Annotated in this window: 13 protein-coding genes; 12 read left to right on the top strand and 1 reads right to left on the bottom strand. The window is 40.9% G+C overall.

What is annotated here, in order from left to right; all coding sequences use genetic code 11:
• Positions 1 to 94 precede the first annotated feature (94 nt).
• A complete protein-coding gene (gene map / locus CXF95_RS24150) occupies positions 95 to 886 on the bottom strand; it encodes a type I methionyl aminopeptidase (protein ID WP_101201069.1) in 792 nt (263 codons plus the stop codon).
• Positions 887 to 1,460: 574 nt separating this feature from the next.
• On the opposite strand from map, the gene rpsB reads away from it, so the two are divergent.
• From rpsB to fabZ, 12 genes are all read left to right on the top strand, one after another.
• Complete coding sequence (gene rpsB, locus CXF95_RS24145) at positions 1,461 to 2,192, top strand: 30S ribosomal protein S2 (protein WP_101201068.1); 732 nt, start codon at positions 1,461 to 1,463, stop codon at positions 2,190 to 2,192.
• Positions 2,193 to 2,344: 152 nt separating this feature from the next.
• Positions 2,345 to 3,217, top strand: coding sequence for a translation elongation factor Ts (gene tsf, locus CXF95_RS24140; RefSeq protein ID WP_101201067.1), 873 nt, complete (start codon positions 2,345 to 2,347; stop codon positions 3,215 to 3,217).
• Positions 3,218 to 3,438: 221 nt separating this feature from the next.
• A complete protein-coding gene (pyrH, locus tag CXF95_RS24135) occupies positions 3,439 to 4,188 on the top strand; it encodes a UMP kinase (protein WP_101201066.1) in 750 nt (249 codons plus the stop codon).
• 16 nt (positions 4,189 to 4,204) lie between these two features.
• A complete protein-coding gene (gene frr / locus CXF95_RS24130) occupies positions 4,205 to 4,762 on the top strand; it encodes a ribosome recycling factor (protein WP_101201065.1) in 558 nt (185 codons plus the stop codon).
• Positions 4,763 to 4,780: 18 nt separating this feature from the next.
• A complete protein-coding gene (uppS, locus tag CXF95_RS24125; RefSeq protein WP_101201064.1) occupies positions 4,781 to 5,521 on the top strand; it encodes a polyprenyl diphosphate synthase in 741 nt (246 codons plus the stop codon).
• A 40-nt stretch (positions 5,522 to 5,561) separates the two neighbouring features.
• Positions 5,562 to 6,425 (top strand): phosphatidate cytidylyltransferase, encoded by an 864-nt coding sequence (locus CXF95_RS24120; RefSeq protein WP_101201063.1) that lies wholly within the window; start codon positions 5,562 to 5,564, stop codon positions 6,423 to 6,425.
• Positions 6,425 to 7,636, top strand: a complete 1,212-nt coding sequence (gene ispC / locus CXF95_RS24115; protein WP_101201062.1) for a 1-deoxy-D-xylulose-5-phosphate reductoisomerase — start codon at positions 6,425 to 6,427, stop codon at positions 7,634 to 7,636. Before CXF95_RS24120 ends, ispC begins: the two co-directional genes overlap by 1 nt.
• A complete protein-coding gene (rseP, locus tag CXF95_RS24110; RefSeq protein WP_101201061.1) occupies positions 7,633 to 8,982 on the top strand; it encodes a sigma E protease regulator RseP in 1,350 nt (449 codons plus the stop codon). The genes ispC and rseP overlap by 4 nt, the downstream gene beginning before the upstream one ends.
• A gap of 65 nt (positions 8,983 to 9,047) precedes the next feature.
• Entirely contained in the window at positions 9,048 to 11,525 is a 2,478-nt protein-coding gene (bamA, locus tag CXF95_RS24105) for an outer membrane protein assembly factor BamA (protein WP_101201060.1), read from the top strand.
• A gap of 48 nt (positions 11,526 to 11,573) precedes the next feature.
• The gene (locus tag CXF95_RS24100) at positions 11,574 to 12,089 is read left to right on the top strand and encodes an OmpH family outer membrane protein (RefSeq protein ID WP_101201059.1); all 516 of its coding nucleotides are present in this window, start codon (positions 11,574 to 11,576) and stop codon (positions 12,087 to 12,089) included.
• Between the two features lie 29 nt (positions 12,090 to 12,118).
• Positions 12,119 to 13,153: a UDP-3-O-(3-hydroxymyristoyl)glucosamine N-acyltransferase gene (gene lpxD, locus CXF95_RS24095; protein WP_101201058.1), complete on the top strand. Its 1,035-nt coding sequence runs from the start codon at positions 12,119 to 12,121 to the stop codon at positions 13,151 to 13,153.
• A 39-nt stretch (positions 13,154 to 13,192) separates the two neighbouring features.
• Positions 13,193 to 13,639, top strand: coding sequence for a 3-hydroxyacyl-ACP dehydratase FabZ (fabZ, locus tag CXF95_RS24090; RefSeq protein WP_101201057.1), 447 nt, complete (start codon positions 13,193 to 13,195; stop codon positions 13,637 to 13,639).
• Position 13,640: the final 1 nt, after the last annotated feature.

Below are 13,640 nucleotides of genomic sequence, written 5' to 3'. Positions count from 1 at the left end.
TACGTGAATCATGGGTTATGACAAATAACTATTTACGGCAAGCAATAATTATTTATCATAAGGTTTGATTGGTTATATCGAGTCTAATGTTGAGTTAGTGGTTAATAACACGGTCAATATCTTCGTCGTCTCGTAAGGTTAAAATTTCGACGCCCTTTGCAGTGACCAGCAAGGTATGTTCCCACTGCGCGCTTAAACTTCTGTCTTTGGTGACCACAGTCCATTTATCAGGTAATACTTTTGAATAACGTTTACCTGCATTGATCATCGGTTCAATGGTAAAGCACATTCCCTCTTCAAGGGTTTCTCCGGTGTTGGGTTTTCCGTAATGCACTACTTGGGGGTCTTCATGAAAGTTGGCACCTATGCCATGACCACAATATTCACGCACAATTGAATAATTGTGACTTTCAGCATATTGCTGAATAACATGGCCAATGTCTCCTAATCGAGCGCCCGGTTTGACCATTTTTATTCCTTTATACAAAGACTCTTGTGTCACCCTAATCAGTCTTTCAGTCATGATGGAGGCTTTGCCTACTACAAACATTTTGGAGGTGTCGCCGTGATAACCATCTTTAATGACCGTTACATCAATATTGACTGAGTCCCCATCTTTGAGTTGTTTATCAGCAGGAATGCCATGACAAATAACATGGTTGACTGAAGTACAAATAGATTTTGGGAAAGGCGGGCTACCATAATTAAGAGGCGCAGGGATGCACTTTTGCACATCAACAATGTAATCGTGACAAATCTGATCAAGCTCGTTGGTGGTTACACCTTTTTTGACATATTCACCGATCATTTGTAATACATCTGCAGCGAGGCGGCCAGCGACGCGCATTTTTTCAATTTCAGCTGTAGTTTTAATTGTGATGGGCAATGCTTTATTCCTACTAAATACAATTCGTTGAATACCGGCTATTGTATCTTTTCGGAGTGTATCCCGCCAGAGCTGAATAAATATGGTTATTGAAATTTCTGGTTCTATTCGAAACAATGATAAAAAATGCTTTTCAAATACGGCAAGAATAATGAAACTAGGTAAGCTAGGAGCGTTTTGACCGAGATCAGTAAATCCGCTAATTTTCCCAAAGTTACAATGGATATCAGTTGCGCGAATGTTTTTGGTTTATTTTGATGTATGGCGGATACTGACTTTTATGTAATAATATCTTGGGCTTAGCTTAAAGATTGTGGCTTGATTTTAAAAGTCATTATGAAGAATTTACTTGAATACATCCCATCCTCATGCTATAAAGCGCACCGCTGAAATTAATGAGGGTGAGAGCCCCACGTAATTATCGCGAAGTAGCTAAGTAAATTAGCGTAAATATCACACATACATCGACACATTTTTCGGGGTGTCTGCTAAGCGTTTTTCTAATTAGAATTATTCTAAGTGGATCGAGAACTGGGATGTATGGAGGCCTAACCCCTATTAAGGAATTTTTATAATGGCAAATGTATCTATGCGCGACATGCTTCAGGCAGGCGTACACTTTGGACACCAAACTCGTTATTGGAACCCAAAAATGAAACCCTTCATCTTTGGGTCACGAAATAAAGTTCATATCATCAATCTTGAAAAAACAGTTCCTATGTTCAACGAAGCACTTAACTTTGTTGGCAACATAGCTTCTAAGAAAGGTAAAATCCTTTTTGTTGGTACTAAGCGCGCAGCAAGTGATGCCGTGAAAGACGCAGCAGACAAATGTGACCAATTTTATGTAAACAAACGCTGGTTAGGCGGAATGTTAACTAACTGGAAAACAGTTCGTCAGTCAATCAAACGTTTAAAAGAACTTGAGCAGCAAAGCCAAGACGGTACGTTCGAAAAATTGACCAAAAAAGAAGTGTTAATGCTTACTCGTGAAATGACTAAGCTTGAAACTAGTCTTGGTGGGATCAAAAACATGGGTGGTTTACCAGACGTGTTATTCGTTGTTGATGCAGACCATGAGCACATTGCTATCACTGAAGCGGGCAACCTTGGTATCCCAGTTGTTTCAATTGTTGATACTAACTCAAACCCAGATGGTGTTGATTACATCGTACCTGGTAACGATGATGCTATCCGTGCCGTTCAACTTTATTTGAACGCTGCAGCTGATGCTGTTATCAGTGGCCGAGATCAAAACCTAGAAGCGCAAGCTGAAAAAGGTGAGTTCGTAGAAGCTGCTGAGTAATCAGCCTAGCGATAAACGGCACTATAGGTAGCGGGCATCCCGTTATCTAATACGAATAAATTAAACGGGGGCCTTCGCCCCTGTTTTTAAATCTTAATTTCATATGATTTGTTCAAATAAATCGTTCAAATTATTTTGATGAGGAAACGAAAATGGCAGTGACTGCAGCCCTGGTAAAAGAATTGCGTGAGCGTACAGCCGCCGGTATGCTTGATTGTAAAAAAGCATTGGTTGAAACTGATGGTGATATTGAGTTAGCAATTGAAAACATGCGTAAAAGTGGTCAAGCCAAAGCCGCTAAAAAGGCAGGTCGTATTGCCGCTGAAGGTGTGATTTTGACTAAAGTTGCTAAAGGTTTAGCAACTATGATGGAAGTGAACAGTGAAACTGACTTCGTGGCTCGTGATGATGGTTTTGTAAAGTTCGGTCAAAAATTAATTGAAGTCGCATTTGCGAATAAAATTAACGACATGGACACACTTAATAACACTGAAGTTGATGGCGTTAAAATCAGTGAATTACGTGACACTCTAGTTGCCAAAATTGGTGAAAACATCAGCCCTCGTCGTGTTGTTACTGTTGAAGGTGATAACCTTGGTGCCTACGTTCATAGTGCACGTATCGGTGTTATCGCAATTTTACAAGGTGGTGATGAAGAATTAGCTAAAGACATCGCAATGCATGTTGCTGCTTCTAGCCCTCAATTTGTTAAGCCTGAAGATGTGCCAGCTGAAGTCGTAGCTAAAGAAAAAGAAATTCAGCTTGATATCGCTCTTCAGTCTGGCAAACCACCTGAAATTGCAGAAAAAATGGTTTCTGGTCGTATGAAGAAGTTCACTGGCGAAATCAGTTTGACAGGTCAGCCTTTCGTGAAAGATCCTTCTATCTTGGTTGCTGATTTACTTAAATCAAAAGGTGCTGAGGTGATTAACTTCGTACGTTTTGAAGTGGGTGAAGGCATTGAGAAAAAAGAAGAAGACTTTGCAGCTGAAGTGGCTGCTCAAATGGCAGCTGTTAAAAAATAGAAATACCACAGGCATGAATATCGAAATCAATTTTAATTCACGCTGAAACATGCATTTTAAAGTTGTTTGGGTATAATACTGGCACCTCACATTGAGGTGCTTTTTTATATATACCTGTGTTGTTTTGCATCAATTATTTTGAAACAACACTGGTATATGTAATATAGGCTTATAGGCCCTTAACATCGCCGCCTTTTATCACCTTTAGGAATTATCAATCTATGAGTATCGCACCCAAGTCCGCTTATCGAAGAATATTGTTAAAACTCAGTGGTGAAGCACTAATGGGAGACGAAGGCTTCGGCATCGATCCTAAAGTGTTAGAACGCATGGCTCAAGAAATAAAAGAAATTGTTGAGTTGGGTGTTGAAGTGGGTTTGGTTATTGGTGGTGGTAACCTGTTCCGAGGCGAAGGTTTGGCTAAAGCTGGCATGAACCGTGTGGTCGGCGACCATATGGGTATGTTGGCCACTGTTATGAATGGTCTTGCTATGCGTGATGCACTGCACCGTGCTTTTGTTAACGCCCGTTTGATGTCTGCTATCCCATTAAATGGAGTGTGTGACAATTACAATTGGGCTGAGGCCATCAGTTTACTGAAATCAGGTCGCGTAGTCATTTTTTCTGCCGGTACGGGCAATCCCTTCTTTACTACTGACTCCGCGGCTTGTTTGCGCGGCATTGAAATCGAGGCTGATGCGGTATTAAAAGGCACCAAAGTAGATGGTGTATACGACGATGACCCGGCTAAAAACCCAGAAGCAAAATTATACAAAGTATTGTCTTATGATGAAGTGTTAGACAAAGAATTAAAAGTAATGGATTTGGCAGCCTTTACTCTCGCTCGCGATCATAATGTACCCATTCGTGTGTTTAACATGAATACACCTGGCTGTATGAGAGCGGTTGTGATGGGGGAAGATGTAGGTACGTTGATCTGTCATGCCGAACAAACAAAACTACTAAAGTAGAAATAGGAAAACTATCGTGATTGACGAAATTAATGATGACGCGCGTCAGCGCATGGAAAAAAGTATCAGTGTATTAAAGGGCCAACTTTCAAAAATTCGAACTGGCCGAGCACATCCTAGCTTGCTAGATAGCATTATGGTGCCTTATTACGGCACAGACACGCCACTTAAACAGTTAGCCAATATCATCGCAGAAGATTCCCGGACGTTAGCATTAACCGTGTTTGATAAAAGTTCTGCAAAAGCGGTTGAAAAGGCCATTATGCAATCGGACTTAGGGCTTAACCCTATGAGTGCTGGTTCTGTTATGCGTATTCCTATGCCTGCATTGACTGAAGAGCGTCGTAAGGACTTAATTCGTGTTGTGCGCCATGAAGCTGAACAAGGTAAAGTGGCTATCCGTAATATTCGTCGTGATGCGAATAGTGATATAAAAGAATTATTGAAAGAAAAAGAAATCAGTGAAGACGATAGCCATCGTGGTGAAGATGCGGTGCAAAAATTAACAGATGCTTTTGTAAAAGAAATTGATGAGATTTTAGTCGCGAAAGAAAAAGACTTAATGGAAGTGTGATTGAGTTGTAACTGATAAATGAATTCATCTGAACAATTAGTCGAATCTTCGATGCCACAGCATGTAGCTATTATTATGGATGGTAACGGTCGCTGGGCTAAGAAAAAAGGCAAAATTCGCACATTTGGTCACAAAGCGGGTGTGAAAGCAGTGCGAGCCTCAGTTTCCTACGCATTAAAGAATGGTGTGAAAGTTCTCACACTGTTTGCTTTTAGCAGTGAAAATTGGAACCGACCAGCTGAAGAGGTTGGGGTGCTAATGGAACTCTTTAAGATGGTGCTTGGCAGTGAAGTGAAAAAACTGCATAAGAATAATGTCAAGCTCAAAATCATTGGAGATACGAGTCGGTTCGATAGTAAGTTGGTGAGTAGGATCAGTGAAGCGGAAGCCCTGACTGAAAAAAATGATAGTTTAGTTTTAAATATTGCCGCTAACTATGGCGGTCGCTGGGACATAGTCAACGCGGCTAAAGAGTTAATTACACAAGTGCAAGCTGGTCAGATTGATGTGGCAGATATCGACGAAACGACATTTACACGTCATACCTGCGCAGCAGATTTACCCGCAGTAGACTTATTGATCCGCACCGGCGGAGAACAAAGAATTAGTAACTTTTTGTTATGGCAAATTGCCTATGCCGAATTATATTTCTCAGAAGACTTTTGGCCAGATTTTAATGAAGCTGTTTTCCAAACCGCGGTGGACGCTTTTAATGACCGGCAAAGACGTTTCGGTAAAACCTCAGAGCAAGTAAGTTAATGATTAGTCAAGACAAAATTAGTAAATTTGAGAGGCATACGTGTTAAAACAACGGATTATCACTGCGCTTATTCTTGCCCCTTTGGCATTGTTTGCGATTTTATATCTACCCCTATTCAGCTTTGAAATTATGATTGCCATAGTCATGGGCTTAGGGGCTTGGGAATGGTCAAGCATGTCTGGTATGACCCGTACCTATACTAAAAGTGCCTATGCCATACTCGTTGTTGCAGTCTGTTTGATATTATCAATAATATTGCCTACAGATTTGATTTGGTATCAAGGGCAGTTAAATAGTTTATATACCTACATTTTATCCATAGCCGCTTTATGGTGGGTCGTGTCATTGGCGATGATTATTGCCTATCCCAGATACAGTTCTGTGTGGTACACCAGTAAAATACTCCGCGGTATATTCGGCTTTTTAACACTTATCCCCACTTGGGTTGCGGTTGTTTCGTTGCGTACCAGTTTATACGATGTTGATCCATACTATGGTGCATCGCTCATCTTTTATGTGCTGGGCATCGTCTGGGCTGCAGATATAGGTGCTTTTTTTGTTGGCGTGAAATTTGGGAAACATAAATTGCGTCCTGAAGTTTCACCAGGCAAAACTATTGAAGGTCTTATGGGAGGGGTTTTTGCATCTTCAGCCATTATTGCTTTTGCCGCATTACATTATCAAGTCGATCCGTCCCGCATCTGGTTACATGTATTAGTCGGTGCCTTAGCTGTTGGCGTTTCTGCTTTAGGTGATCTAAATGAAAGTATGTTTAAACGCTGTGCTGGCATAAAGGATAGTGGAACGTTACTGCCTGGACATGGCGGTGTTATGGACAGAATTGATAGCTTGACTGCGGCATTCCCTGTTTTTGCATTTTGTTATGTCATGTGGATGGCCTAATGCAAAACATTACTATTTTGGGTGCGACAGGCTCTATAGGTAAAAGCACAATTGATGTGTTAATTCGCCACCCCGAGTTATTTAGTGTCTTCGCGTTGACGGCTAACAGCAATATTGAGTTGTTGTTGCAGCAAGCTCAATTATGTTCTCCTAAATATGTAGTGATTGCCGACCCTAACCAATTTAAACATGCTAAAAAATTGTTCTCAGATCATCATCAATTAAGCTGCGAAGTGTTAGCCGGTGATGAGGCGCTTGAGTTAGTTGCATCTGCACCAGAAGTCGATATTGTCATGGCGGCTATTGTGGGTGCAGCTGGATTGTTGCCTACTTTAGCTGCAGTAAAAGCGGGCAAAAAGGTGTTACTTGCTAACAAAGAATCCTTAGTTATGTCCGGTGACCTTTTCATTCAAGCTGCTAACCAGCATAATGCCCAGATCTTGCCAATAGACAGTGAACACAATGCTATTTTTCAATGTTTACCCGCAGATTTTAAATACGGTGAGCTGTGTTCTTCAGGTATCAGTAAAATTCTTTTAACGGGTTCAGGTGGGCCATTTTTGACTTCGCCATTAAGTGATCTGCATCTTGTCACACCAGACCAAGCATGCGCCCATCCTAACTGGGACATGGGTCGAAAAATATCAGTTGATTCTGCTACTATGATGAATAAAGGCTTAGAATTTATTGAGGCTAAGTGGTTGTTTGGGCTTGAATCATCGGATATTCAGGTTGTGTTACATCCACAAAGCATTATTCACTCTATGGTGCAATATCTAGATGGCTCTGTGTTGGCTCAAATGGGCAATCCGGATATGCGGACTCCCATTGCCCATGCATTGGCTTTTCCCGACAGAATTGAATCTGGTGTCTCTCCTTTAGATTTTAATCAATTGGCAAATTTTACTTTTACTGAGCCAGAAGCTGATCGTTATCCTAATTTGATACTCGCGATGCAAGCAAGTAGCGCTGGGCAGTATGCGACCACCACACTTAATGCAGCAAACGAAGTGGCAGTGGATGCGTTTTTACAAGGGAAAATTGGCTTTATGCAAATCGCACAAGTAAATGAAGAATGTTTACAACAAACATCACCTCACAACCTAGATACTATTGAAGCGGTAATTGAAAGTGATAATTTTGCTCGAAGGCTCAGTATGGATGTTATACGCAATCTTAGTCAGCCCTTTATACAGAGGGTTGGGTCTTGAGTTTTCTCATTAGTCTGGTTTCTTTTATCGTCGCTTTAGGCATTTTAGTCGCCGTGCATGAATGGGGGCACTTCTGGGTCGCTCGCAGGTGCGGAGTGAAAGTCGAACGCTTCTCTATTGGCTTTGGTAAAGCCTTATGGCGCAGAAAGGACAAGCTAGGCACGGAATATGTGATTGCGGCTATTCCATTGGGTGGCTATGTGAAAATGCTTGACGAAAGGGTTGATGAGGTAAGCGAAAAAGACTTACCTCACGCCTTTAATCGCCAACATGTATTAAAGCGTATTGCTATTATTGCTGCAGGGCCAGCTGTGAATTTTCTGTTTGCAATATTTGCTTTATTCATGATGTACTTAATAGGCTTACAAACGATTAAGCCAGTTGTTGGTAGTATTGAACCAGACAGTGTTTTCAGCCAAAGTAATATTCCTCAAAATGCTATTTTAACCCAAGTCGGAGATCGCAAAGTGGTCGACTGGGAAGATGTCGCTTATGAGTTTATGTCTTTTATTGGGAACGCTGAGATGCTAGTTAAATGGACAGATGACAAAAACTCATATGAACGCTCAGCCACAATCAATTTAAGCCAATGGGAATTCGACCCAGATAAAACCTCGGTTTTTGAGAGCTTGGGGCTGATCCCATATCGTCCTAAAGTGCTTAATGTGCTGGGATATATAGAAGATGGCTCTGCTGCACAGAGCATTGGATTCCAAGCAAATGACAAAATTGTCAGTTTAGATGGAACTAGTATGCAAAATTGGGAACAAATAGTGGGTTATGTTTCCACAAGGCCCAATCAGACTGTTCAAGCTAATGTGCTTAGAAATGAGCAAATCGTAAGCTTGAATGGAACCATTGGTAGTAAAACTGGAGAACAAACAACAAAAGGGTATATGGGTTTTACCCCGACCCTTGAACCATGGCCAGAAGGTGTGGTGTTTGTTCATCAATATGGCGTTGTTAAGGCTATGTCCAAGGCAATGGACAAAACATGGCGCTTGATGACTCTCAGTATTGAGATGTTGGGTAAGTTGATCACAGGTGATGTATCAGTGAAGAATTTGAGTGGTCCTATTTCGATCGCTCAAGGTGCAGGCATGAGTGCAAGCTTAGGTTTAGTGTATTTTTTAGGCTTTTTAGCGTTAATTAGCGTTAATTTGGGCATAATTAACCTTTTACCTCTGCCAGTGCTTGATGGTGGGCACCTACTCTATTACTTTATAGAACTTTTTAGTGGTCGGCCTGTCCCAGAATCGGTACAAGAAGTGGGATTTAAAATTGGTGGCGTATTGCTACTGCTATTAATGAGCATCGCGATAGTAAATGATATTGCGCGATTATAATTTTTATCGGTCGATTTGGCCATGCACAACACATGTTTTTGTGCGTTTAGGAAGAATATTATTAAATGAAGTTTAAACAGTTAGTTGTTGCGGGATTAATTTTATCCATTGCTAGCTTCGCGAAAGCAGCCCCGAGTAGTGAATTTGTCGTTAAAGACATCCGAATTGAAGGTTTGCAGCGTGTTGCCTTAGGTGCAGCTTTGACTTATCTGCCTGTCACAGTTGGCGATGAGATGAATAGCTTTAGAATTTCACAGCTTATCCGGTCTATGTATTCCTCTAGTCATTTTGAAAACATTCAAATATTTCGTGACGACAACACATTATTAGTGAGGGTGACTGAAAGACCTACTATCAGTAATATTGTATTTGAAGACAATGATGATATTAAGGATGAGCAATTACAAGAAAGTCTAAACGATGCCAATATTTTGGTAGGTGAACCTTTAGATAAAACCGTTTTGACCTCCATTGAAAATGGCTTAAAAGACTTTTTTTACAGCATAGGTAAATATAACGCCGACGTGACCGCGATTATTACACCTCTACCGAGAAATCGGGTCGACCTTAAATTGTTATTTGAAGAAGGCGAATCGGCTAAAATTCAACAGATTAATATAGTGGGTAATGAAATCTTCAGTGATCCTGAGTTGTTAGAGATGGTTGAATTGAAATTTGATACACCTTGGTGGGACTTTTTATCTGAAACCCGCTATCAGAAACAAACATTAACTGGCGATATGGAAACTATTACCAGCCATTATAAAGATCGTGGTTATCTGCGTTTTAATATTGATTCTACTCAAGTGTCCATGACACCCGAAAAAACCGGCATCTACGTGACTTTAAACCTGAATGAGGGTGAACAATACACTATATCCGAAGTCGAACTGATCGGTGATTTATTGGGTTATGAAGATTATATCAAACTTGTGCTGCCGTTAACTTCAGGGGAGTTGTATAACCAAGCTGAAGTCACTTACACAGAAGAATTTATCAGTAAATACTTAGGCCGATACGGTTATGCTTATCCTACTGTCACCACTATTCCTGATATCAACGAGGAAGACAAAACGGTAAAGTTAGTTTTGTCTGTTGATCCTGGTAAACGTATCTATGTGCGCCGAATTAATTTTGCAGGAAATAATGGTACTGCTGATGAAGTGCTGCGCCAATCGGTCTCTCAGATGGAAGGCTCTTGGTTATCTACTGCTACGTTAGAATCGTCTAAAAACAGCCTGTCACGGTTAACATATATGGAAAATGTAGACTTTGAAACGGTTCGTTTACCTGGCGAAGTCGATCAAGTGGATGTGAATTTCACGGTTAAAGAACAGCCTTCTGGTGCCTTTAACGCAGGCATAGGTTATGGCGATCGCACAAAGCTAAGTTTACAGGCTGGTATTCAGCAAGATAACTTCTTGGGCACAGGTAAACGTATTGCTTTTAATGTGAGTACGGTTTCTTATCAGAAAAGTGTACAGCTGTCTTACACCGACCCCTATTTCACTATAGATGGCATCAGTTTAGGTGGTTCAGTGTCTTATAGTGAATTTGACGGTAGCTCGGCTAACCTCATCCAGTACAACAGTAAACAATTTTCTGTAGGCAGTAATATTGGTTATCCCATTGATCAATTTAACCGAATTAATTTTGGTTTAACTTACAGCACGGTAGAGCTATTTCAGAATCAACCATTTGTACAAACTACGCGCTTTAATAACCAGTTTGTAGATGAGAATAATCCAGACTCCGCCATTAATTATGATAGCTTTTTGGCTTCAGTAGCTTGGTCACGAAGTACCCTAAACCGAGGTGTGTTCCCCACAGCAGGTTCGTCACAACGTGCCTCATTCGGTGTGACCACGCCTAACTCTGACGTGAATTATTTTAAGACTGAGTTAGATGGAAAATGGTATTTCCCCTTATCACGCAATCAACGCTGGTCGTTCTTAGCCCGTTTAAAAATGGGTTATGGTAATGGTTATGGTGACATAGACGGTATTGATCAAATATTGCCTTTTACCCAACATTTTACAGCAGGTGGTTCAGATTCACTCCGAGGGTTTGAAAATAATACAGTTGGACCCCGTGGAGTGCAGGTCACACCATCAACAGTCGTCACCGACCCTAACGGCAAAGTGATTTTAGGTGATAATTCTAACGATTCAATCTCTATTTCTACTCGTTCATTAGGCGGTAATGCCATGATCTTGGGTGGCGTTGAGTTAATCGTTCCCACACCCTTTGTTGAGGTCGACTTTGACAACTCGGTGCGAACCAGTTTATTTGTGGATGTAGGCAGTATTTGGGACACAGAATTTGATTACGACCGTTATAAAACCTTAAATGTAAATAATTCATTTAATAATGATGCATTAATTGATTATAGTGATCCATCCCTCTATAGAGCATCCGGTGGAGTTTCTGTACAATGGTTATCACCCATGGGGCCGATGGTCTTTAGTTTCTCGAAAGTAATACAAGAAAGAGAAGGTGATGATTCTAAATTCTTCACTTTCAACATTGGTCAAACATTTTAATTTCTGGTTGGCAAACCGACCAAAAACAACAAGAAATAGGAGTTCCTTTTGAAAAAGTTTACAAAAAGTTTAATTGCAGGTGCATTACTAACCACAGCTATGGCTAGCTCATCTGCATATGCTGAACAAAAAATTGGTGCAGTGAATGTACAGGGTATTTTTCAGGCTATGCCACAAGCTGCTAGTATCCAAGAGACCATCACTGCACAATTTAAAGATAAGACCGAAGAAGTCAGTCGTCTAGAAAAAGACATTAAATATTATCTTGAAAAAAATCAGCGTGATGCGGCCACTATGAGCGCCAAAGAAAAAACCGAACTGGAAGGGAAAATTATTGCTTTACGTGAAGAGTACACGGCCAAAGCCCAACCTTTACAGCAAGAAATCCAGGAGCGTTTAAAAGAAGAACAAAACAAGTTGTTAGGTTTGATTAAGCAAGGCATTGATGCCGTAGCATCTAAGGAAAAATACGATGTGATTTTGAATGCTAATTCTGTGGCTTTTATCAACCCAGACCATGACATTTCTAAATTGGTTCTAGAGCAAGTTGGTAAAATCAACTAAATCACCTTAGTGGTTCGAACGGAGGTATTTTGAGTCACGCAATTAGTCTTATTCAATTAGCCCAAAGCATAGGTGCACAGCTGCATCTATCAGGGGCTGACACTCAAGATACACTCATTAGTGGTTTATCTACTTTAGTGAAAGCTGGCAATGGTCAGATTTCATTTTTGTCGAATAAAAAGTATCGTAGTCAACTTCAGGACACGCAGGCGCAAGCCGTTATTTTACATCCAGACGAATTACCCCATTGCCACTGTTCTGCCCTAGTTATGAATAACCCTTATGTTGGTTTTGCAAAGGCGGCTCAATTGCTCGACACCACACCAGCACCAGCACACGAGATATCACCTCACGCTGTCATTGGGGAAAATGTGGAACTGGGTAAAGATGTTAAAATTGGAGCAAATGCTGTTATTGAAGCAGGCGCCAAACTCGGAGATTATGTTGTCATTGGTCCGGGATGTTTTGTTGGTAAAAACGCAGTGCTAGGTACGAATACAAAATTATGGGCCAATGTGTCTATTTATCATGACGTGATAATAGGCACAGATTGTTTGGTACAAGCCAATGCTGTAATCGGTAGCGATGGTTTTGGTTATGCCAACGATAATGGTAGGTGGATTAAAATACCGCAACTTGGCAGTGTGGTCATTGGCAACAGAGTAGAAATTGGCGCCAGCACTACAATTGATCGTGGCGCGTTAGACAATACAATTTTGGCTGATGGCGTAATCATTGACAATCAATGCCAAATTGCCCATAACGTTGAAATTGGTGAAAATACTGCAATGGCAGCTTGTTCTGTGATTGCAGGCAGTACTGTTATTGGTAAAAATTGCAGCATGGCGGGTTTAGTGGGCATTAATGGCCATATTACCGTATGTGACAATGTCGTATTTACTGGTATGAGTATGGTCACTAAAAGTATTTCAGAGCCCGGCGTCTACTCGTCTGGCATACCCGCTTCCGCCAACAGAGAATGGCGTAAAAACATGGTAGCATTACGAAATATTACTAGCCTTAATCAGCGTGTTAAAGCATTGGAAAAAAACCAGCAGCAGTAGTGACTTAACTACAGACTGGTTAGTTTAGGAGAACACCTTTTGGCTAATAATGTAAACACTCTTGAAATAGAAGATATCATGGCGTTGCTTCCCCATCGTTATCCTTTTTTGTTAGTAGATAGAGTGACAGATTACACTCTCAATGAGTCTATATCCGCCTATAAAAATATCACCTTTAATGAGCCTTGTTTTACAGGGCATTTTCCAGGTAAACCCATTTTTCCTGGGGTTATGATCCTAGAAGCATTAGCGCAGGTTGCAGGTGTCCTAGGTTTTAAAACCGCGGGTAATTCTGACGATCTGTATCTGTATGCTGGTATCGACAAAGCTCGCTTTAAAATGCCAGTTGTGCCAGGTGACCGTATGGATATGGAGGTAAGATTAATTAAAGAACGTCGCGGAATTTGGAAATTTCATGGTGTGGCTAGTGTTGATGGCAAAGCCGCATGTGAAGCCGAGTTCATGTGTGCCATGAGGAAAATGTAGC

The organism is Paraglaciecola sp. MB-3u-78 (assembly GCF_002835935.1).
Classification (GTDB): domain Bacteria; phylum Pseudomonadota; class Gammaproteobacteria; order Enterobacterales; family Alteromonadaceae; genus Paraglaciecola.
This window is presented reverse-complemented; position numbering and strand designations above follow the sequence as displayed.

Bases quoted from the DNA above. Each gene is read 5' to 3' on its own strand.
- ispC (WP_101201062.1), top strand. From the start codon at position 6,425: ATGCAAAACATTACTATTTTGGGTGCGACAGGCTCTATAGGTAAAAGC.
- tsf (WP_101201067.1), top strand. From the start codon at position 2,345: ATGGCAGTGACTGCAGCCCTGGTAAAAGAATTGCGTGAGCGTACAGCC.
- uppS (WP_101201064.1), top strand. From the start codon at position 4,781: ATGAATTCATCTGAACAATTAGTCGAATCTTCGATGCCACAGCATGTA.
- bamA (WP_101201060.1), top strand. From the start codon at position 9,048: ATGAAGTTTAAACAGTTAGTTGTTGCGGGATTAATTTTATCCATTGCT.
- rpsB (WP_101201068.1), top strand. From the start codon at position 1,461: ATGGCAAATGTATCTATGCGCGACATGCTTCAGGCAGGCGTACACTTT.
- pyrH (WP_101201066.1), top strand. From the start codon at position 3,439: ATGAGTATCGCACCCAAGTCCGCTTATCGAAGAATATTGTTAAAACTC.